The following is a 20,927-nucleotide window of genomic DNA, read 5'->3' on the forward strand; positions in this document are numbered from 1 at the left end:
ATGACCAACCGCCTGACCGCCAGCCCCGACAAAATCGGGCAATACCTCCGCCCGAAACCTCTCGCGGCAGCCTAAATCGGTATCGAACACCCTCTCAGGCGTCGCTGCGCATCAGCCGCACGGCCGCGCCCGCCAGGGCGAGCACCGTCCACAGCAGGAAGACCGCCAGCCCCGCGGCGGGCGACAGCGTGGCCGCGTCGTGGTGCAGGGTGAACATCGCCTGGCCCGCGTTGCTGGGCAGGTACGGGCTGATGTGGTCCTGCCAGGACGAGGGCAGCAGCGAGATCAGGCCGGGGACCAGCATCAGCGAGGCCACCAGCACCGAGATGCCGCCCGCCACCGACCGCAGCAGCGCGCCCAGCGCGACACCGATCACGCCCACCAGGGCGAGGTAGAGCCCGGCCCCCAGCAGGCCGCGCAGGACGCCGGCGTCGGAGAACGTCATCGCCGCGCGGGTACCGGAGAGGATGCCGCTGTCGGCCGCGAAGGCGACGAACACCCCGACGGTGCCGAGCAGCAGCACCACCACGCCGTACACCGCCGCCTTGGACCACAGCACCGGCAGCCGGCGCGGCACCGCGGCCAGGGTGGAGCGGATCATGCCGGTGGAGTACTCGCCCGCGGCGACCAGCACGCCCAGGACGCCGAACGCCAGCTGCGCGAAGTTGGTGCCGAACAGCGACAGGCTCAGGGCACTGGCGTCGGCGAAGTCCCCCCGGTCCATCGGGCGCCCCGAGGTGATCCTCGACTTGAACTGGAACGCGGCGATCAACCCGAACGCGACCAGGAACAGCAGGCCCAGGCCCAGCGTGATCCAGGTCGAGCGCAGTGACCACAGCTTGGCCCACTCCGAGCGCAGCACGCGCACGGGCGTCACCCGGTAGGCGGGGCGCGCGGGCCGCCGGTCGGCGGCCGCGGACGTCTGGCTCGGTGCGATGGTGCTCATGCCGCGCTCCTCGGGGACTCGGCGCCGGCACCCGCACTGGCGGCGGGCCCGGTCGCGGTGGTGGTGCCGTGGTACTCCACGGCGTCCCTGGTCAGCTCCATGAACGCCTCCTCCAGGGAGACCGTGCGGGTGGTGAGCTCGAACAGCGCGATGCCCTGCTCGGCGGCCCGCAGGCCGATCTCCCGCGCGGCCAGGCCGGTGACGAGGAGCTCCTCCGAACCGGAACGGCCGGTGACCTCCACCCCGGGCCCGGCCAGCGCCGTGCGCAGCCGGGCCGGATCGGCGCTGGCCACCTTCACCACGTCGCCGCCGGCCTGGCGGACCAGGTCCTGCACGGTGGTGTCGGCCAGCAGCCGGCCCCGCCCGACGATGATCAGGTGGTCGGCGACCAGCGCGACCTCACTCATCAGGTGCGAGGACACGAAGACGGTGCGGCCCTCGGCGGCCAGCGAGGTGAGGAGGTTGCGGATCCACAGCACGCCCTCCGGGTCGAGACCGTTGACCGGCTCGTCCAGCATCACCGTCGCCGGGTCGCCCAGCAGCGCCGCCGCGATCCCCAGCCGCTGGCCCATGCCCAGCGAGAACGCCCCGGCACGCTTCCTGGCCACCGACTGCAGCCCCGTCAGCTCGACGACCTCCTCCACCCGCGAGCGCGGGATGCCGTGGGTGTGCGCCTGGGCCATGAGGTGGTTGAACGCGGAGCGCCCCGGGTGGATCGACTTGGCCTCCAGCAGCGCCCCGACCTCCTGCAACGGTGCCGCGTGCGCGGCGTAACGGCGCCCGTTGACGCGCACCGAGCCGCTGGTGGGCGCGTCCAGCCCGACGATCATCCGCATGGTGGTGGACTTCCCGGCGCCGTTGGGCCCGAGGAAGCCGGTGACCGTGCCGGGCTTGACCATGAAGTCGAGCCGGTCGACGGCGGTCTTCTCCCCGTACCGCTTCGTCAGCTGGTGCGCCTCGATCATCGCTCACCCCTACGCTCCGGGGCCGGACCGTCCCGGCCTCCCTCACACTCCACGCTAGGCGCGGCGCCGGCGCGATCCGTGGTACCCCGGACCGATCATCGGAGGGGGCACGGTACCCCGGTACCACGCCAGGACCGCCTGTTGCGGTTACATCACGACGTGTCCGATTCATCGAGTATTGGACCGGAGTGCGGCGATTAACTTTGTTGGCAGTGATGCGAACGGTCTCTCATAATGCCTGCTGAGACGCGTGATGGACGGTCCGGAGAACCGCCGGGGGAGCGGTTTGCGAGGAAGTCCGTGCGCGAGATCCCACATTTTCCCGGGGGAGTTCCTTGTCCGCGCCCGAAAACGAAACAGCCGCCGTTCCGGAGCAGCCCGACGCCGCGCCGGAACCGGCCGCCGTACCGCAGCACCCCGCTGCGCCACAGCACCCCGCCGTACCCGAACCGGCCGCGCGCCGGCTGCCGCGCGCCGTCGGCGTCGCGCTGGCCACCGCCGGCCTGCTCGCCGTCACGGCGACCAGCGCCGCGGTGACCGTCGCCGTCGGCAGGCCGGACACCCGCCCGGCCGCCGCCGCACCCGCGCCGGCCACCACCGCCACCACCTCCAGCCCGAGCCCGACGGCCTCCGCCACCCCGCTACCGGTGCCGACGCCCACCGCCGCCCCGACCACCCCCAAGCCGACCAGCACCGTCAAGGGGACCGTCAACGGCGGCAAGCACGAGGGCGACCTGCGCTACTTCCTGCTCCCGATCCCGGACGGCGGCGAGTCGTACGGGCCCGCGGACGGGATGACCATGACCAACGACGACGTCGCCGACCTGTTCGGCAAGCAGGACGGGATCATGGACATCCTCGGCTCGTACGGCTACCAGTCGGGCGCCACCCGGATGTACCGGACGGCCGACGGCAAGGCCGAGGTCACCGTCACCCTGCTGCGCTTCGGCTCCACCTCGATGGCGCGCGAGTTCGTCCAGGGATACACCCTCAAGTCGCAGGACCCGATCGACATCGACGGCGACCCGAACGCCCACGGCTACCTGCACAAGCCCAAGCAGCAGGCGTACACCGGCTCGATGACCGGCATCTCCAGCCAGGGCGACGTCCAGTACACGATCGACGTCGAGGTGAAGGGGACACCGGACAAGGCGCTGCTGAGCGGGCTGATGAAGCGCCAGCGCGAGTGGCTCGCCTCCGGCGGCTGAACGCAGCTGAACGCGGTTGAACGCGGTTGAACCCGCGCCGCCGCCCGTCCCGACGCCGTCCTTCCCACCCTCCTCTGGAGCCACCCCGTGACCACCGAACCCGCGCTGCCCCCGCCCGGCATCGCGCCGGCGCCCGCCGCCCCGCCGCGGCCCCACACCGCGCCCACCGAACCGCCCGCCACCGAATCGCCCGCCACCGAACCGCCTGTCGCTGAACTGCCTTTCTCCGCACCGCAGTTCACCACCGAACCGCCGTCCGCCGCCGAGGCGTTCCCGTCCGACGCGCCGGCTCCCGAGCTCCTGCCGCCCGCCCCCGAGCGAGCGCCCCGCGCCCCGCGCCGCCCGCGCCCGGTGCTGCTGGCGGTGTCCGGCCTGGTGCTGGGCACCCTGGCCGGCGGCGGCGTCGGCTACGCCGTCCAGGCCCAGCGCCCGCCGACGCCGCTGCCGCCGATCCAGGTCGCGCGCCCGTCCTACCCGGCCGCGGTGGTCGACCCGACCGCCTTCGCCGCCCAGCAGCCCAAACCGCTGGCCATCGACGGCGACCTGCTCAAACTGCTGATCGGTGCCCCGGACGGCAGCGCCGCCTGGGGAGAATTCCCGGACAAGCCGAGCTGGGTGTCGGTCGGCGAGTTCGCCGAGCACAGCGACAGCGCGGTCCGCGACTTCAAGGACCTGAACTCCCGGGGCTTCCGGCGCGCGGCCGAGGTGGACTGGAAGAAGGGCGACACCAGGTACCGCGTGTCGCTGGTCCAGTACGCGCCGGACCGCGCCAACGAAGCCGCCACGCACGCCGTCGGCACCACCCGCAACCTGAAGCCGTTCGCCGACGGCGCCAACGGCGGCTACCGGGTGGACGAGGCACCCAGGTACTGGGCCGACAGCGCCGATCGGTACTACTACGGCCAGGCCGTAGCCCAGCGCGGCACGGTGGCGATGGTGGTGGAGGTCTTCGACCCCAAGCCGGTGAACCCCGATGTCGTGAAGGACCTCGCCAAGCAGCAATGGGAGCGGCTGGTATGACCGACAACAGCATGACCGGGACCCCGGCCGCCACGCCGGCGCCGACCGCCCCCGAGGCGGCCCCGGCCGCCGTCGAACAGTCCGCCGCCGAGCAGCAGTTCGCCGCCGATCCCGCCGCGCCGACCGCCGCCGATCCCGCCGCCCCGCGCCCCGCCTCCCGCCGCCTGCTGCGCGCGGGCGCCGCGACGGCAGCGGCGGCGCTGGCCGGGGTGGCCATCGGCGTCGGCATCATCAAGACCCAGTACGACGACCCCGCCCCGGCCGTCGCCGCCGGGCCGTCCGCCGCGCCCGTCCCGACCGCGACCGCCACGCCGTTCGGCGCCAAGTCCAACGGCAACCACTTCGGTTCGCTGCGCGACCTGCTGCTGCCCGTCCCGGCCGGCTACGAACCCGGCCCGGACGAGGGCGGCTACGGCAACGACACCGAACTCGGCGCCGAGTTCCTGTCCGCCGAACTGGACGACGAACTCCAGCAGATCCCCAAGGACAAGCGCGACAAGCTCCGCTCCTACTGGGAGGGCCTGCACGTCAAGGCCACCGGCGTGCGGACGTACCGGACCAGCGAGGACGACCTGGTGGTCGGCCTGAAGCTGCGCCAGTTCAACCAGCAGGAAGTGCAGAAGCTCAACGAGTACACCGCGGTCTTCACCGGCGACACCGGCCTGTTCCGGATCGGCCCGGAGATCCCGGGCCACCCCGAGGCGCACTGCTACCTGATGCCGGCGCCGCCGTCCGCGCCGATCGACTACCTGGAGTGCTCGGCCGCCGAGGGTGACCTCCTGGTGGTCATGAACGTCGAGGGCGTGGCACCGCTGCCCAAGGACCGGATCGTCGCCCTCTTCACCCTGCAGCTCGACCGCCTCGCCCGCCCGGGAGCGTCCGCATGACCGACCACGCAACCCCGCACGAACCCGCCGCCCCCGCCGAGACCCCCGCCGAGACCCCCGCTGAGGCCGCCGTCGAGACCCCCGCGGGCACCTTCGCCGAGTTCCCCGCCGCTCCCGCCGCGGAGACCCCCGAGGAGCACGAGGCCCGCCTCGCCCGGCGCAGCGCCCGCCGCAGGGCGGCCGCGCGCTGGGCCACCGCCACCCTGGTGTTCGCCCTCGCGGGCACCGGCGCCGCGCTGGCCGTCACCGCCCCCGAGCGCACCGACCTGCCCGGCCTGGCCACCCCGGGCGACGGCCGCTACACCTTCCCGCCGCTGACGCTGCCGCCGCTGCCCTCCGGCAGCAGCACGCCGGACCGTACGGGCGGCAAGAACGCCCTGCACGCCGCGGACCTGCGCTACCTGCTGCTGCCCGCCCCCAAGGAGGCCGGCGGCAGCCTCACCCCGGCGCTCTACCCGGTTCCCACCGCCTCGGCCACCGGCACCCCGTCGGCGAGCGCGACCCCGAGCCCGACCGCCTCCGCCTCCGCCTCGGCCTCGGCGTCGGCGTCGGCGTCGGCGGGCGCGAGCCCGTCCACGGCCCCCGCCGGCCAGGCCCCGGCCGACTGGGTCACCTGCGACGCGATCCTCGCCGAGCAGCGCGACCCGGCCGAGCTCCGCGCGCTGCTCCTGCAGGACGCCTGCCGGGCGGCCACCGTCCGGGAGTGGACGGCCTCCGACGGCACCCGCACCCAGATCCGGCTGCTGCGCTTCGGCGCCTCCTTCGAGTCCTGGAACGTCTTCTCCTCCCTGCGCTCCGACGCCAAGCCCAATGCCCTGCCCGGCGCGAAGAGCACCTCCCACAGCGCCTGGGACACCGTCGAGGGCGTCCACCTGGACGCCCAGGAGAGCTCGGCGAAGGGCGCCAAGGGCACCCCGAACGCCCGCATCGCCTACCTCTGCGCCTCCGACCTCGTCGCCGTCGTCACCATGACCAACCCCGACGGCGTCCCGGACGCGGCCTTCCGCCAGGTGGTCACCCTCCAGTCCGACCTCCTCGCCTGACACCGGCCCCCGCGCCCGCCGCCCGCACGCCCCTCACGCCGTCAGCCGGGCGGCGGCGGGCAGGTGGTCGCTGGAGGTGGCGGGCAGGGTCCAGGCGGCGGTGGCGGGCAGGCCCCGGGTCATGACGTGATCGATCCGGGCCAGCGGGAAGACCGCCGGCCAGGTGAACCCGAAGCCGCCGCCCGCGCTGTCCTGCGCGGAGCTCAGCCGGCTGGTGACCGGGGTGAGCGCGTGGTCCCCGGCGGCGGTGTTGAGGTCGCCCAGCAGCAGCACCCGGTGCAGGGGCTCCTCGTCCAGCGCGGCGCCGAGCGCGGCGAGGTTGCGGTCGCGGTGAGCGGTGGCGAAGCCGGTGACGTTGAGCCGGACGGAGGCGAGATGGACCACGTACACGGCCAACGGCCCACCAGGGGCCTGGACTTCGGCCCGCAGTGAGCGGCTCCAGCCCGGGTCGATGGTCAGCCGCCGTGCGTCGGTCACCGGGTAGCGGCTCCACAGCGCGACGGTGCCGATCCGCGTGCGGTGCGGCAGTTCGGCGTCCAGCACGTGCTGGTAGACGGGCAGCGCGGCGTCGGTGACCTCCTCCAGGGCGACCAGGTCGGGGCGGGCGGCGAGCAGCGCCCGGGCCGTGCCGGCGGGGTCCGGGTTCTGCGCGCTCACGTTGTGGGTGACCACGGTCAGGCCCGCACCGCCGGCCGGGCCCGCACCGCCCCCCGGCGGCGGCGGGCCGCCGCCGGCGAGCACCGGCCCGAGCACGACGGCCCACACCGCGGCCAGCACCACCGCGGCGCACGCCGGCACCGGCGCTCGCCGCAGCGCGGCGGCGAGCAGGACGGCGGGCACCACGACACCGGCCCAGGGCAGGGCGCTCTCCCACAGGCTCCCCAGCTGGACGCCCAGGCTCGGCACCCGCCGGTGACCGGCCAGGGCGAGAGCGGTCAGCAGGGCCACGGCGGCGGCCACACGGCCGCGCCGCCAGCGCCCGACCGGCGGGCGCCGCTGCCGCCGCCGACGGCATCGACGGCCGCCCGGGCGGGAGACACCCGCCGAGGCGCCCCCCACCGTCCCCTGTCCCGCCCCCGCCACCGCTCCCGGCCTTGAGACCGCCCCCGCCCCCGGCGCGAGCCCCTCCTGCGATCGGATCATGAACGCCCCCTACCCGGCCGCGTCGGGCAACTGGGCCGGACAGGTCCCGCCAGGGCTGGTCAGCAGCTCGAAGTGCCAGATCTCGTTGGCGTACACCTGGCAGAGCCCGTACCGCGCGCCGTGCTGGATCAGCCAGTAGTCGGCATTGGTCGGACCGATGTCGATCGCCTTGCCCGAGACGTGCGCCGACTTCTCCGGCGTGTTCACGAACTGCCTGGCCCGCTCCAGACTCCCGTACCTGGCCACCCCCTTGTCGAGCAGCCGCTGCTGGTACTCCTTGCTGCGCCAGCCCGAGGTGACGGTCATCTCGATGCCCTGGGCGCGCGCGTCCCGGGCGGCCTGCTGGACGGCTGCCAGCAGCGGTCCGTCCAGGTTGCCCACCGCCGGTGCCCCGGTGTCGAACGGGGTCAGCGTCGTGCCGTCGGGAATGTCGCCGTCCGCCCCCGCCGAGGAACCGGACCCCGGAGCGAGGGAGGAGGAGAACGGCGCGACGGTGGCCGCCAGGGTCCGCAGCGCCGCCTCGGTCGCCGGCGGATCGGCGGCCGCGCAGGCGCCGGCCAGCGCCAGCACCACCACCGCCCCGGTGCCCACGGCCACCGCCCGCCGGCCGCCCCCCACCGGCCGCCACCGCGTCGCCTCCTGGCGCGTCGTCCCGTCCATCCCTGCCTCCCGGCGCTCGTCACTTCGCCGCGACGGGGAAACCCGGCGGCCACACCATGGGAGGAAAAGCGGTGTTACCAGGACGTCTGCACTAGCCGATACGTTTTCGATAGGCCCGTTCGTGTCCAATGGACGGCAACGGCAACGGCAACGGCAACGGCAACGGCAACGACAGCAAGAGCGGGACGGGAGAACAGCGCGTGCGGGTCCTGGTGGTGGAGGACGAGATCTACCTCGCCGAGGCGGTCCAGGCGGGCCTGCGCCTGGAGGCGATCGCCTGCGACATCGTCACGGACGGCGACGCCGCCCTCGAACGCCTCGCCGTCCACACCTACGACGTCGTCGTCCTGGACCGCGACATCCCCGGCACCCACGGCGACGACGTCTGCCGCACCATCGTCGAGCACCGCCTGGGCTGCCGCGTCCTCATGCTCACCGCCGCCGCCCGCCTCAACGAGAAGGTCGCCGGCTTCGAACTCGGCGCCGACGACTACCTGACCAAACCCTTCGACCTCGCCGAACTCGTCGTCCGGCTGCGCTCCCTGGCCCGCCGCCCCGCCCAGGCCGCGCCCCCCGTCCTCGAATACGCCGGACTGCGCCTGGACCCCTTCCGCCGCGAGGTCTACCGCGACGGCCGCTACGTCGCCCTCTCCCGTAAGCAGTTCGCCGTCCTGGAGGTCCTGATGACCGCACGCGGCGGCGTCATCAGCGCAGAGAACCTCCTCGAACGCGCCTGGGACGAGAACGCCGACCCGTTCACCAACGCCGTCCGCATCACCATCTCCGGCCTGCGCAAACGACTCGGTGAACCCTGGGTGATCCAGACCGTGCCCGGCGTCGGCTACCGCCTCACCGACGGCACCCCCACGTGAGCGCCCCGCCCCGTACCCGCCCCGCGCCGCGACCGCGCCGCCTGACCGCCCGCCTGCGACTCACCCTCAGCTACACCCTCTTCGCCGTCATCACCGGCACCCTCTGCCTGGCCGTCGTCTACGTCGGCATGCGCTACATCCCCAACTACCCGCTCACCTCCTCCAACCCCCGCGACCGCCTCTCCGCCCCCTCCCGCCAGGAGATCCTCCGCTCCCTGCTCACCATCTCCGGCTACGCCCTGGCCCTGCTCACCGCCGTCGGCACGATCGGCGGCTGGTTCATCGCCGGCCGCGTCCTGCGGCCCCTCCAGGACATCACCAGGGCCGCCCACCGCGCCGCGAGCGGAGCACTCGAACACCGCATCGCCCTCGCCGGCCCCCGCGACGAGTTCACCGACCTCTCCGACGCCTTCGACGAGATGCTCGAACGCCTCCAGCGTTCCTTCGACGCCCAGCAGCGCTTCGCCGCCAACGCCTCCCACGAACTGCGCACCCCCCTGGCCATCACCCGCACCATGCTCCAGGTCGCCGCCGCCGACCCGGCCCGCCAGGACTGGACCACCCTCGTCGCCCGGCTCCAGGACACCAACCAGCGCGGCATCGAGATCAGCGAAGCCCTCCTCCAACTCGCCGACCTCGGCCACACCGCCCCCGAACTCGAACCCCTCGACCTGGCCCGCACCACCCGCGACGCCCTCGCCGCCGTCCAGGAGGAGGCCGCCGCCCTGGGCGTCACCGTCACCACCGACTGCCGGCCCGCCCCCGCCACCGGCAACCCGGTCCTGCTGCGCCAGGCCGCCGTCAACCTGCTGCAGAACGCGCTGCGCCACAACCTGCCGACCGGGGGATCCGTCACCGTCACCACCGGGGCCGATCCGGACCGCCCCGGCCGGGTCCGGCTCGCCGTCACCAACACCGGCCCCCGCCTGGCCCCCGAGACCGTCCCCACCCTCACCGAGCCCTTCCTGCGGGGTCGCGGCCGCACCGCCCAGTCCGACCCCGCCCGCCGCGGTCACGGCCTCGGCCTGGCCATCGTCGTGGCCGTCACCGACGCCCACCATGGCGACCTCGGCCTCGCCCCCGCCCCCGGCGGCGGCCTGCACGCCACCCTCAGCCTCCCCGCCCGCTGAGCCCGGCCGCCGTCCCGCCGAGCCCCGGCCTCACCCCGTCGGCTGCCCGGGCCGGCCCGGCACCCACAGCGGCGCCGGGCCGCCGAGCGCCATGTACCGGGCCGCGTCCTCCTCCAGCCACCCGTCCACCCGGCCCGGATCGCCGCCGCACGAATCCACCAGCGCGGCGGCCGCGATCCGGGCACAGGCCAGCATCAGCGCCAGGGTGTCCCGGCGGCGGTGCCGCTCCCGGACGTACGCCTCGCCCCGCTCGTCGATACGCCGGCCGTGCGCCTCCCGGCCGTGCGCCGAAGCGCCCCCGCCCCCGTCCCCCTCGCCGACGGTGACCGCCTGGACGCCGTGCCACACCAGGGCGAGCGCGGCCGGTTCGGCCGGGTGCGTCACCTCCGCCCGGCTCGCCTGCTCACGGGCCTCCGCCGACCGCCGGCCCAGCCACTCCAGCACCGCCGGCACATCCCCCTCGCGGGCCTGGAGCACCAGCTCCGCCGCCCGGTACGCGAGCGCCCGCAGGACCTCCCCGGCCGGCACCCGCAGCCCCGGCACCGGCGGCTCGCCGAACGCCAGCCAGGCGTCCGCGAACGACGCCGCCCGCATCCGCCCCAGCCACGCCGGAGCCCCGGCCGCGTCGCCCACCCACTCCTGCGCACCCAGCCGGACCAGGCCCGCCGCGGCAAGCCGCGCCGCGTCCCCGTCCAGCCCGCACAGCCGTCCACCCCTCACCGCGCACCCCCGTCAGCGCCCTCAATCCCGTGACGGGCACATCCCACCACACCAGGACGCAAGCGAACTAGACAGGGACCCGACAAAAATTTCCGACGCCGCCCAGCCGCCGCCCAGCCCAGGACCAGCGGCAACCGCCCCGCCAGAGCGCCCAGCGCGGCCCGCTGCGCACCGGTGGGGGCGCGCCGTCCCGTCCCGACCAGCAGCGCGTCCCGGTCGGAGAACGACGCGGGGAACGCGGCCCCGGCGATCCCCTCCAGCAGCGCGCGCGAGCGCCGCAGCCCCTGCGCCGGCGGCCCCGGCACCCCGGGCAGGAACGCGGCCAGGCCGAGATGGTGCAGCGTCCACTCCAGGACGTACGCGTCGAGGTGGTCGCCCGCCGTGAGCCCCCGTCCGCCCGTACCGGGGCGCCGCTACGCGAGGTGGTACTGCACGGGGGTGGAGACCCGGGCGCCGAGTTCGGCGGCGGCGCGGCGCGCCCAGTACGGGTCGCGCAGCAGTTCGCGGCCGAGCAGGACGGCGTCGGCCCTGCCGGCGGCGAGGATGTCCTGGGCCTGGACGGGGTCGGTGATCAGGCCCACGGCCGCCACGGGCATGCCGGCCCCGCTGCGCACGGCCTCGGCGAAGGGCACCTGGTAGCCGGGTCCGGCGTGGATCGTGGCGTCGGGGACGAGGCCTCCGGTGGAGACGTCCATCAGGTCCACGCCGTGGGCCAGGAGTTCCTTGGCGAGGCGGACGGTGTCCTGCGAGGTCCACCCGGTGCGGCCGTCCCGCGGGTTCTCGGTGAGCCAGTCGGTCGCGGAGACGCGGAAGAGGACGGGCAGGTCCTCGGGCCACGCCGAGCGGACGGCGTCGACGACCTCCAGGGCGAAGCGGATGCGGCCCTCGAAGGAGCCGCCGTAGGCGTCGGTGCGGTGGTTGCTGTGGGGGGAGAGGAACTGGTGGATCAGGTAGCCGTGGGCGCCGTGGATCTCGACGGCCCGGAAGCCGGCGTCGAGCGCGCGCCGGGCGGCGTCGGCGAACTGCCGGACGATCCCGCGGATCTGCTCCTCGGTGAGTTCGTCGGGCCTGGTCCGGGTGGGGGCGAAGGGGAGGGCGCTGGGGGCGAGCGGCGTCCATCCGTGGGCTTCGTCCGGGGCGAGGGCGCGGCCGCGGTCGATCCAGGTGCGCTCGGTGGACGCCTTGCGGCCGGCGTGGGCGAGCTGGAGGGCCGGCACGGTGCCCTGTGCCGTCAGGAAGGAGGTGATCCGCCGGAAGGCCGCGACCTGGGTGTCGTTCCAGATCCCGAGGTCGTAGGGGGTGATGCGGCCTTCGGGGCTGACGGCGGTGGCCTCCATGATGATCATCCCCGTGCCGCCGGTGGCGCGTGCCGCGACGTGGGCGAAGTGCCAGTCCGTCGGGGCTCCGGCCGCGTCGCCGTCCGGAGCGGCGCTGTACTGGCACATCGCCGCCATCCAGACGCGGTTGGGGACGGTCAGGGTCCTCAGGGTGTAGGGGGTGAAGAGGGTGGTGCTCATGGGCGGACTCCTGTCGGCGGAGGCGGGGCCGGGGGAAACCTTCTCGAATGATTGCAAGTGCAATTTGTGTGACACAACAATAGTTGTGCGCGCTGATTGCTTGCAAGCGCTGGCCATTTCATCCGGTGTCGCCACCTGCCGGCGGACCCGCTCCCGCGCGATCCTGGTCCCCACGGCCGTCGGCGCTGCGCCGCCCGTGTCCACCGTCCGGGCGGCGGATCCGACCATGCGTCACCAGGAGGTCCGATGAAGATCCCCGGTCCCGACCCCCGGCCGGACGGCGGGGTCGGCGCCATCGCGCAGGCCGGCGGGCTGCACGCCTACCAGCTGTGGCTGCACGCCGAGTACGGCCCCGTGGCGCGGTTCCAGCTGCCCGGCGCCGAGACGGCCGTGTCGGTCGCCGACCCGGTGCTGCTGGAGGCCACCGCACACCTGGACCGTCGCCCCGAGCGCCTGTTCTCCTTCCTGGACCCGCTGTTCGAGGCCGGCAACCTGCAAGTGCTCCCGGCGGACGAACACGCCCCGTGGCGCCGCACCCTGCTCTCGGTCCTGGCCGGCCGCCCCTCGCACGAGCAGGCCTTCGACCGCTTCACCGCGCTCGCCACCGGCCTCGCGGACCGCTGGGCCGCGCGGGGCGCGCGGGGCGAGGCCGTCGCGCTGCAGCAGGACCTGACCGCCCTGTCCCTGCGGATGATCTGCGCGTACGCCCTGGGCGGCGAGGTGGAGGGCCCGGACGTCGTCGCCGCCGCCTTCGAAGAGGTGCTCGCCGACTACCTGGAACGGCTCTACCAGGTGCCCCCCGCCGTCGACCCGCAGGAGCGCGCCGAGCGGACCGCGCGGGCGCTCGCCCTCCTGCGCGCGACGGTCGACCGGGTGATCGCGGCCCACCGCGACGGCGCCCGCGCCGACCGCAGCGACCTGGTCGGCGCACTGGTCGAGGCCGGCGAGCGCCCCGCCCGGATCCGCGACACCGTCCTCGCGGCGATGCTCGCCGCCCACCACACCACCGGCGTGGCCGTCTCCTGGACCCTGCACCTGCTGGGCCGCCACCCCGGGGCGGCCGAACGCGTCACCGGGGAACTGGACCGCGTGCTCGGCGACCGCCCGGCCCCCGGGTACGCCGACCTGCGGCGCCTGCCGTACCTGCGGACGGTCCTCCAGGAGTCGATGCGCCTCTACCCGCCCGGCCCGTACGGCGCGCGCCAGACCACCCAGGCGCTCACCCTCGGCGCGTACGAGGTCCCGGCCGGGGCGGTGGTCTTCTACCCGTTCTGGGCCGTCCACCTGAACCCCGACCACTGGCCCGAGCCCGAACGGTTCCGCCCCGAGCGCTTCACCCCGGAGCAGGCGGCCGGACGCGCGCGGCTGGCCTGGGTCCCCTTCGGGTTCGGCCCGCGCAGCTGCGAGGGCGCCGCCCTGGCCATGGTCGAGTGCGAACTGCTGCTGGCCGTCCTCCTCAAGCGCCTGCGCTTTCGGCCCGTGCCGGGCCACCGGGTGGTCCCGGCCGAACGGTTCGTCCTCTGGGCGGCCGACGACATCCGCATGCTCGTCAGCCCGCGCCGGGCCGGGTGAGCGCCGCGGGCCCGCCGGCGCGCCCCGCGCGGCCCGGCCCCGGGCGTGCGGGTGCCCCGGGACGAACCGCCCCGGGGCACCCGGCATGGGGGAGCGGCGGGGATCAGCCCCCGATGCCGATACCGGTCTCGGTGGCGTAGCCGGCGACGCCGTTGGGGCCCACCGCGACGGCGGCGTCGAGGAACGAGGCGCCGTCAGGACCGAACTGGACGTCGGTGATGTGCAGGGCACTGCCGTTCGGGCCGACGGAGAACGCCCCGTGGTCGTAGTTCAGGGAGGGGATGTTGTCGGGGGTGGCGGCGGAGGCGATGGTCGCCCCGCCGAGCACGAGCGGGAGGCAGAGGGCGGAGACGGTCAGGACACGGCGCGCAGTACGCATGGGGGAAGAGCCCTTCCAGATAAGGGTGGTGATGGTCGATCGGACCGCCACGAAATGGCGGCCTGTCACCATCCACACACATTCGTATGCGGAGCGCGACCGGGGATGGCTGTCCGGGGCTACCGGTTCACCCGGGCCCCCCATCGCCGCCCCGAGGACGTGACGGGCGGCCCGCCGGAGCCCGGGGAGCGCCCCGCCCGCGCGGCGCCGCAGCCCCGGTGACGGGCCGCCCGGCGACCGGCGAGGCCGCCGGCCCCGCCGGGACACCGCCCCGGACACCGCTCACGGCCGGGGCGGGCGCGTGGGCGCCGGCCGGCGACTTGACGATCAAACCGGTGGTGCTGCGATAGTGACCCGGTGCGCGTCGGCCTGCTCGGACCCCTGGTACTGGACGCCGGAGCGGGCCCGCTGCCGATCGGCGGCGCGCGGCTGCGGGCGCTGCTGGCCTACCTCGCGCTGGACGCCGGCCGCGCCGTCCGGCCGCAGGCCCTGGCGGACGCGCTGTGGGCCGAGGCACCACCGGCCGACCAGACGAACGCCCTGCAGTCACTGGTGTCCCGCCTGCGGGGCGTCCTGGGCGACCCCGCGCTGCTCACCTTCGGACCGGCCGGGTACCGGCTGGCCGTCGAGGCCGGCGCGGTGGACACCGACCGGTTCGAGCAACTGGCCTGCTCCGGAAGGCACTTGCACGCGCAGGGCCGGCCGGCCGAGGCCGCCGCCGCGCTGCGGGAGGCCCTGGCCCTGTGGCGCGGCCCCGCGCTGGCGGACGTGCGCGAGGCGCCGTTCGCCGACGCCGAGGCCCGGCGGCTGGAGCGGGCGCGGCTGGTCGCCCTGGAGGACCGGATCGAGGCCGACCTCGCGCTGGGCGCCGGACCGGAACTGATCGCCGAACTCGAATCGCTGACCGCGCGGCACCCGCTGCACGAACGGCTGCACGCCCAGCTGATCCGGGCACTGGCCGCCGGCGGCCGGGGCGCCGAGGCACTGGCCGCTTACCAGCGGCTGCGCGCCCGGCTGGCCGACACCTTCGGCAGCGACCCCGGACCGCAGCTGCAGGCGGCCCATCTCGCGGTCCTGCGCGGCGAGCTCCCTGCACCCCCCGGCCACCGCACGCCCCCTGACCGCCAGCAGTTCCCCGGCCACCGCACGCCCGCCGACCAGCCGCCACCCCAACAGCCGCCACCCCAACGGCCGGAACCCCAACGGCCGGAACCCCAACGGCCGGAACCCCGCCGAGCACGGCCGCCCGGCAACCTGGACGCGCCGCTGACCAGCTTCGTGGGCCGCGAGGACGACATCCGCCGGGTGGCCGAGCTGCTCGGCCGAGCCCGCCTGGTCACCCTGGTCGGACCCGGCGGGTCCGGCAAGACCCGGCTGGCCACCACCGCCGGCCGCCGGCTCACACCGTCCGGCGGGGTGTGGTTCGCCGCCCTGGCCCCGGCCGGCCCGGCGGACGTGCCCCGCGCGGTGCTCGACGCCCTGCGGACGCGCGAGGCCGACCTGCCCAAGAGCGCCGCGGCCCCGGCCCGCCGCCCCGGCACCCCCGGTACCACCGAGGAGATCCTGGACCGCCTGACCGAGGTGCTCACGCACGACGACCCGGTCCTGGTGCTGGACAACTGCGAACACGTGATCGAGGCGGCGGCCGCGCTGGCCGAGACCCTGCTCGGCCGGTGCCCCGGGCTGCGGGTACTGGCCACCAGCCGGGAGCCGCTGCGCATCGACGGCGAGAACCTGCACCCGGTGCTCCCCCTGGAACTGCCCGAACCCGGCTCGACACCCGAACAGGCCCGTGCCTGCGCGGCGGTCCGGCTGTTCCACGACCGGGCCGCCGCCGTGTGCCCCGGCTTCGCCGAGGAGGACGGCTCGCCGGCGGCGGCGGTCGAGATCTGCCGCCGCCTGGACGGCCTGCCACTGGCGATCGAACTGGCCGCCGCCCAGCTGCGCACCCTGCCCGCCGAGGTGGTCGCCGCCCGGCTGGACGACCGGTTCCGGCTGCTCACCCGGGGCAGCCGCACCGCCCTGCCCCGCCACCAGACGCTGCGCGCCGTGGTGGCCTGGAGCTGGAAGCTGCTGGCCGCCGACGAGCGGGCGCTGCTGGAACGGCTGTCGGTGGCGCCCGGCAGCTTCACCGAGGACGCGGCGCAGGCGGTCGGCGGGCTCGGCGCCCCGCACGCCGACCACCACCCCGGCGACCACGACGCCCCCACCCGCGATGTCCGGGAGTTGCTGGCGGCGCTGGTCGACAAGTCGCTGCTGCACCCGCTCGGAGCCGCCGCCACGGGAGAGCCGCGCTACCGGATGCTGGAGACCATCCGGGAGTACGGCCTGGAGCAGCTCACCCGCCGCGGGCAGGACGGTGCCGCCCGCGAACGCCACTGCGGGTTCTTCCTCGCCCTGGCCGAGACGGCGGAGCCGCGGCTGCGCACCCGCGACCAGCTGCGCTGGCTGGCCCGGCTGTCGGCCGAGCGGGACGACCTGCTGGCCGCGGTCCGCTGGGCGGTGGAGTCCGGGGACGCCGCGACGGCGGTCCGGTTCGGCGCCGCGCTGTGCTGGTTCTGGTCCATGCGGGGCTATCCGCCGGAGTCGCTGGACCTGCTCGAACGGGTGCTGGAGGTCCCCGGGCCGGCCGATCCGGGGGCCCGCGCGCTGGTGGTCGCGACGTACGAGGTCGGCACCGAGTCCATCGGCCGGCCGGAGGACAGGGCGGCCGCCTTCGGCCGGATCGAGGCGGCGATGGCGGGTGTCGACCCCGGTGTCCACCCCCTGCTGGAGCTGGCCCGGCTGGCCGCGGCCATCGCCGGCCCGCAGCCGCCGCCGCGCCCGCCCGACCCCCCGCGCACGCCCGACCCCCCAGCCCCCTCGGGTTCCCCGGGCTCCCCGGACTTCCCGGACGGCGAGCGCAAGGACCCCTCCAGCGGCCCGTTCACCCTGCTCGTGCGGGGCCTGCTGACCCTGCACACCGGGGACGTCACCGAGGCGACGGGCTTCCTCGCCCACGCGCTGGCCGGTTTCGAGGCGCTCGGCGAGCGGTGGGGCATGGCGACCGCGCTGAGCACCCTCGGTTCGCTGCGGCGGCGCTCCGGCGACCTGGCCGACGCGCTGGCGATGAACGAGCGGGCCACCCGGTACTTCCAGGAACTCGGGATGCAGGAGGACACGGTCGACAGCGATGTCCAGGCCGCCCTGATGCGCGCCCAGGCCGGGGACGCGGACGGCGCGCGGCGGCAGCTGGCGGGCCTGCTCGAGGAGGTGGCGCAGGCCGGATGGGCCGAGCCCCGGGCCGTGGTGTGCCTGGGCCTGGCCCAGCTGGAATGGCGGGCCGGGCGACGGGAGCCGGCCCGCGCGCACGCCCTGGCCGCCCTGGACCAGGCCCCCGGCGACCAGCCGGCGCCCTCGCACCTCACCGCCCTGCTGCTGGGCGTGCTCGCGCAGCTGGACGCGGCGGACAGCCTGCCCGGCGCGGCGGTGCGCCGGCTCGACCACCCGGCGGTGCACCTGGTGCTGACCTGGAACTCGGCGGTCGCGGCCCGGATCGCGGTGACGGCCGCCGACATCGAGCTGTGCCGCGGCCGGCCGGGGGAGGCGGCGCTCCTGCTCGGCGCCGCCGACCTGCTGCGGGGCTCGGACGACCTCGGTGACACCGACGTGCGCAGGATCGCCGGGCGGGCCACGGCGGACCTGGGAGCCGCCGGGTTCGCGTCCGCGCACGCCGCGGGTGCGGCGATGGCGCGGACCGAGGCCAGGGACCTGCTGTCCGCGATCATCACCTCGCCCGCACCCGCGGCCGGGCCCTCACCCTCGCCCGCACCCGCGGCCGGGCCCTCACCCTCGCCCGCACCCTCACCCGCACCCGCGGCCTCACCCGCGGCCTCACCCGCGGCCTCGCCCGCACCCTCGCCCGCACCCTCGCCCGCGGCCGGGCCGCCCGGTCAGTGAGCCGGAGCCGGAGCCGGAGCCGGAGCAGGGGCCGGAGCAGGGGCCGGAGCAGGGGCCGGCTTGCCGAACATGGCGCAGGTCACCGCACTCTGCAGGGCCTGGCCGGCCGCGGTGAGCTCCGCGTCGGCTCCGAACTCGAACAGGAACTCGGTCGAGATCAGGACGGTGGCGGTACGGCTGCCCGTGCCGTCGGTGAGGTTGGTGCTGGAGTAGCCGGTGATCCCCCCGTCGTGGGCCCAGACGGTGCCGCAGGGGGTGCGGACCGTCCCGATGCCCAGGCCGGAGCCGGGCCCGTCCACCGGGTTCTGCGGGTCCATCGGCACGGTGGCGCGCAGCTGCGCCAGCTGGGCCGCGGGCAGCAGCCTGCCGGACATCAGCGCGTTGTAGAAGCGGGACCAGTCCTGCGCGGTGGACACCACGGCCCCGGCCGCCCCGCCCCAGCCCGGGTCGTTGCCGGAGACGTCCACCCGGCCGTCGCGGTGCACCCCGGCCACGTCCTGGAACGCCGCGGGCACCCCCGCCGGCATGTGGGCGGAGTCCGGCTCGTAGCCGCGGACGTAGCGGCCGTGCCAGTTGCCGTCCGTGGCGAGGTAGGTGTGTTTCAGGTCCAGGGGACGGGCGATCCGGTCCTGGATCAGGTCGGCGAGGCTCGCTCCGGTGATCCGTTCCAGGATGGCGCCGACCGCCGCGTAGTCGGTGTTGCTGTAGGACCACCGGGTGCCCGGCGGGAACAGCGCCGGGCGCTTGACGCCCACGGCGAGCAGTTCGGCGGAGGTCCACCGGTGCGGGTCCTTGCCGAGGATCGACGGCAGGACGGCGGGGTCCTCGGTGTAGTCGGGCAGGCCGCTGGTGTGGTTCAGCAGCATCCGCAGCGTGATCGCCCGGCCGTCGGGCACCTGGCCCGGCAGCCACGCCTCCACCGGGTCGGTCAGCGCGAGGCGCCCCTCGGCGGCCAGTTGCAGGGCGATCACGGCCATCATGGTCTTGGTGTTGGAGCCCATCCGGAACTCGTCCCCCGCCGCGAGCCGCTGGTCCGCCGCGGCCCAGGGGGCCTGCTCGGCGATCTCGACGGGCCGGCCCCGGCCGTCGTCCACCCGCACCACCACGCCCGGCGCCCCGGCGGCCACCAACTGCCGTGCCAACTTCTCCAGTTGGACCCGCTGCGCCTCGGCCCCGCCCCGGGTCGCGGAGGGCGCGGATCCCGCGGTGGCGGGGAGGGGGGCCGGGAGCGCCGGTCCGGCGGCCAGCCCCACGGTGAGGGCCGACGCCGTCAGCACGAGCGGCGCCAGCCGCAGGCGGCGCGACCACCCCGCGCGGGAGGGCGAAGGGGCCGCCGAAGAAGGAGTGGAAGAAGGAGAAGTAGCTGACGGCATGGATGCGGTTCCCTCTGCTTGCCGGGTGATCTGGACGGGCCCAGCCTGTGGCCCGCCGCTGGCAGACCGCGCACAGCGCGCTGTCAGGTGCCCGCTGTCCGCCCCGGATCGGGTGCCCGCCTCGCTGTTCGCCCCGGATCGGGTGCCCGCCTCGCTGTTCGCCCCGGTGCCCGCTGTCCGCCCCGGATCGGGTGCCCGCCTCGCTGTCCGCCCCGGTGCCCGCCGGCACCGGGGCGGACGACGCTGCCGCGCTCGGATCAGCAGGACCCGGCCGGGCGGTCGCGGACCACGAGGTCGTTGCGCCCGGCGGTGGCGTCCAGCCAGACCACCCGGGTGCCCTGGTCGGCGGCGGCGTGGAACTGGCTGCCCCGGTTGCAGGAGACCCGTACGGGGGTGCCGCCGCTGACCGGCAGCTGGTACAGCTTGGGCAGAGCGGCGTTCGACCAGCCGCTGCTCGGCTGGGCGCTGCGGTGCGTGAAGGTGACGGCCTGGTCGGTGGCGGTGAGCTCCATGTCCGCCGGGGTGTACGGCGAGTCGGTGGAGAGCAGGTCGCGCACGCCGGAGCCGTCCAGGGCGCCGGAGCGCAGGGCGGCCGGGCGGGTGCGGTCGGCCGGGGCGGCCAGCCAGAGCAGGCGGCCGCCCGCGAGCAGCGGGGAGGCGAGGTACGGCGGGTCGGTGCCGTTCGGGGTGCTCACCGGGTACTGGGCGGTGACCTTGCCGGTGGCGGTCGAGAAGGCCGTCGGCGCCTGGACGGTGGCCCCGTCGGCCGTCCAGGACTCGATCCAGCCGAGCAGGCCGTCCTTGAACGCGAGGGACGTGAGGTCGTGGCCCTCGGGCAGCGGGAGTTCCACGGGCGGGGCGCCGTCGTGGGAGAGGCGGACCCGGGTGCGGCCGGTGTCGTTGTCGGTCACCGTGAAGGCGATGTCCCCGCCGGATACCTGGACGCTGCCGGGCGACTGGTCGGAGGAGTGGAACACGCTGCGCACCGGGCCGCCGGACAGTGGACGGGTCAGCACCTCCGTTCCCCACGTGCCGGTGGCGTCGGGACCGATCGCCAGCCAGACGGCGGACTTGCCGTCGGTGGCGGCCCAGCCGTGGATCCGCCCGTCGTCCGGGCTGAGCCGGGTCGGGGTGGCGGCGGTGGTGGTGGAGCCGGTGTACAGGGCGGTCGCGCCCTTGCCGTTCGGGTCGGTGTTGCCCATCACCCAGTGGCCTGCGCCCGCGGCCGGTCCGACCGGGGCGGAGGTGCCGGGCAGCAGCGGGCGGGTGTCCGTCCCGAGTCGGCTCTGCCAGCCGGCCTTGATCCCGTGTGCGTCGAACGCGGCCGCCACCTTGCGCAGTTGGGCTCCGCTGAGCTTGAGGGCCCGGCCGGCGGCGAGTACCGCGTTGCGTCCGTCGACGAAGTCGTCCAGCGGGGTGAGGTATTCGGCCATCGCCCGGTAGACGAGGCGGTCGGCGGTGAGTGGGTCGAGGGTGTGCCGGATGTCCCACAGGGCGCCGCTGAAGATGGTGGAGTTGAGGTGCGCGCCGCCGTTGTCCAGGTCGAGCCCGGC

General features: G+C 75.5%; 17 protein-coding genes and 1 pseudogene. 8 read left to right on the forward strand and 10 right to left on the reverse strand.

Annotated features, from left to right (window positions below; all coding sequences use genetic code 11):
- Nucleotides 1-94 precede the first annotated feature (94 nt).
- The gene (locus AB0O82_RS36695) at nucleotides 95-946 is read right to left on the reverse strand and encodes an ABC transporter permease (protein WP_363589067.1); all 852 of its coding nucleotides are present in this window, start codon (nucleotides 944-946) and stop codon (nucleotides 95-97) included.
- Nucleotides 943-1,911: an ATP-binding cassette domain-containing protein gene (locus tag AB0O82_RS36700; protein WP_363589069.1), complete on the reverse strand. Its 969-nt coding sequence runs from the start codon at nucleotides 1,909-1,911 to the stop codon at nucleotides 943-945. Before AB0O82_RS36700 ends, AB0O82_RS36695 begins: the two co-directional genes overlap by 4 nt.
- Nucleotides 1,912-2,246: 335 nt before the next feature.
- Between AB0O82_RS36700 and AB0O82_RS36705 the strand changes: the two genes are divergently transcribed.
- The 4 genes from AB0O82_RS36705 to AB0O82_RS36720 all read left to right on the forward strand — a co-directional run bounded on the left by AB0O82_RS36705 (nucleotide 2,247) and on the right by AB0O82_RS36720 (nucleotide 6,069).
- Entirely contained in the window at nucleotides 2,247-3,119 is an 873-nt protein-coding gene (locus AB0O82_RS36705; RefSeq protein ID WP_363589071.1) for a hypothetical protein, read from the forward strand.
- An 87-nt stretch (nucleotides 3,120-3,206) separates the two neighbouring features.
- A complete protein-coding gene (locus tag AB0O82_RS36710; RefSeq protein ID WP_363589073.1) occupies nucleotides 3,207-4,139 on the forward strand; it encodes a hypothetical protein in 933 nt (310 codons plus the stop codon).
- Nucleotides 4,136-5,026, forward strand: a complete 891-nt coding sequence (locus AB0O82_RS36715; RefSeq protein WP_363589075.1) for a hypothetical protein — start codon at nucleotides 4,136-4,138, stop codon at nucleotides 5,024-5,026. The genes AB0O82_RS36710 and AB0O82_RS36715 overlap by 4 nt, the downstream gene beginning before the upstream one ends.
- On the forward strand, nucleotides 5,023-6,069 hold the full coding sequence (locus AB0O82_RS36720) for a hypothetical protein (RefSeq protein WP_363589077.1): 1,047 nt from the start codon (nucleotides 5,023-5,025) through the stop codon (nucleotides 6,067-6,069). Before AB0O82_RS36715 ends, AB0O82_RS36720 begins: the two co-directional genes overlap by 4 nt.
- A 33-nt stretch (nucleotides 6,070-6,102) precedes the next feature.
- On the opposite strand, the gene AB0O82_RS36725 is transcribed toward AB0O82_RS36720, so the two are convergent.
- Both AB0O82_RS36725 and AB0O82_RS36730 read right to left on the reverse strand, forming a co-directional pair.
- Nucleotides 6,103-7,029, reverse strand: a complete 927-nt coding sequence (locus tag AB0O82_RS36725; RefSeq protein WP_363589079.1) for an endonuclease/exonuclease/phosphatase family protein — start codon at nucleotides 7,027-7,029, stop codon at nucleotides 6,103-6,105.
- A 192-nt stretch (nucleotides 7,030-7,221) separates the two neighbouring features.
- Nucleotides 7,222-7,872, reverse strand: coding sequence for a M15 family metallopeptidase (locus AB0O82_RS36730; RefSeq protein ID WP_363589081.1), 651 nt, complete (start codon nucleotides 7,870-7,872; stop codon nucleotides 7,222-7,224).
- A 200-nt stretch (nucleotides 7,873-8,072) separates the two neighbouring features.
- On the opposite strand from AB0O82_RS36730, the gene AB0O82_RS36735 reads away from it, so the two are divergent.
- Both AB0O82_RS36735 and AB0O82_RS36740 read left to right on the forward strand, forming a co-directional pair.
- Nucleotides 8,073-8,744, forward strand: coding sequence for a response regulator transcription factor (locus tag AB0O82_RS36735; protein WP_063353004.1), 672 nt, complete (start codon nucleotides 8,073-8,075; stop codon nucleotides 8,742-8,744).
- Nucleotides 8,741-9,874, forward strand: a complete 1,134-nt coding sequence (locus tag AB0O82_RS36740) for a HAMP domain-containing sensor histidine kinase (protein ID WP_363589083.1) — start codon at nucleotides 8,741-8,743, stop codon at nucleotides 9,872-9,874. The genes AB0O82_RS36735 and AB0O82_RS36740 overlap by 4 nt, the downstream gene beginning before the upstream one ends.
- Before the next feature lie 30 nt (nucleotides 9,875-9,904).
- Here the strand turns inward: AB0O82_RS36740 and AB0O82_RS36745 are convergent, their stop codons facing one another.
- The 3 genes and pseudogenes from AB0O82_RS36745 to AB0O82_RS36755 all read right to left on the reverse strand — a co-directional run bounded on the left by AB0O82_RS36745 (nucleotide 9,905) and on the right by AB0O82_RS36755 (nucleotide 12,111).
- Nucleotides 9,905-10,594: a hypothetical protein gene (locus tag AB0O82_RS36745; protein WP_363589085.1), complete on the reverse strand. Its 690-nt coding sequence runs from the start codon at nucleotides 10,592-10,594 to the stop codon at nucleotides 9,905-9,907.
- Nucleotides 10,595-10,710: 116 nt separating this feature from the next.
- A pseudogene (locus tag AB0O82_RS36750) lies at nucleotides 10,711-10,980 on the reverse strand (maleylpyruvate isomerase); the annotation flags it as partial.
- A gap of 27 nt (nucleotides 10,981-11,007) precedes the next feature.
- Nucleotides 11,008-12,111 (reverse strand): NADH:flavin oxidoreductase/NADH oxidase, encoded by a 1,104-nt coding sequence (locus tag AB0O82_RS36755; protein WP_363589087.1) that lies wholly within the window; start codon nucleotides 12,109-12,111, stop codon nucleotides 11,008-11,010.
- A 246-nt stretch (nucleotides 12,112-12,357) separates the two neighbouring features.
- Between AB0O82_RS36755 and AB0O82_RS36760 the strand changes: the two genes are divergently transcribed.
- Nucleotides 12,358-13,683 carry a cytochrome P450 gene (locus tag AB0O82_RS36760; RefSeq protein WP_363589089.1) on the forward strand — a complete coding sequence of 442 codons (1,326 nt, stop codon included), beginning with the start codon at nucleotides 12,358-12,360 and terminating at the stop codon, nucleotides 13,681-13,683.
- A 103-nt stretch (nucleotides 13,684-13,786) separates the two neighbouring features.
- On the opposite strand, the gene AB0O82_RS36765 is transcribed toward AB0O82_RS36760, so the two are convergent.
- Nucleotides 13,787-14,062: a hypothetical protein gene (locus AB0O82_RS36765; protein WP_363589091.1), complete on the reverse strand. Its 276-nt coding sequence runs from the start codon at nucleotides 14,060-14,062 to the stop codon at nucleotides 13,787-13,789.
- A 357-nt stretch (nucleotides 14,063-14,419) separates the two neighbouring features.
- Here AB0O82_RS36765 and AB0O82_RS36770 point away from each other — a divergent pair, with 357 nt between their 5' ends.
- Entirely contained in the window at nucleotides 14,420-18,001 is a 3,582-nt protein-coding gene (locus tag AB0O82_RS36770) for a BTAD domain-containing putative transcriptional regulator (protein ID WP_363589093.1), read from the forward strand.
- On the opposite strand, the gene AB0O82_RS36775 is transcribed toward AB0O82_RS36770, so the two are convergent.
- A complete protein-coding gene (locus AB0O82_RS36775; RefSeq protein ID WP_363589095.1) occupies nucleotides 17,995-19,278 on the reverse strand; it encodes a serine hydrolase domain-containing protein in 1,284 nt (427 codons plus the stop codon). The two genes, AB0O82_RS36770 and AB0O82_RS36775, sit on opposite strands and share 7 nt — an antisense overlap.
- A gap of 353 nt (nucleotides 19,279-19,631) precedes the next feature.
- The coding region (locus AB0O82_RS36780; RefSeq protein ID WP_363589097.1) for a M4 family metallopeptidase at nucleotides 19,632-20,927 on the reverse strand (1,296 nt) is incomplete at its 5' end.

It is taken from the genome of Kitasatospora sp. NPDC088264 (genome assembly GCF_040685715.1).
GTDB lineage: Bacteria > Actinomycetota > Actinomycetes > Streptomycetales > Streptomycetaceae > Kitasatospora.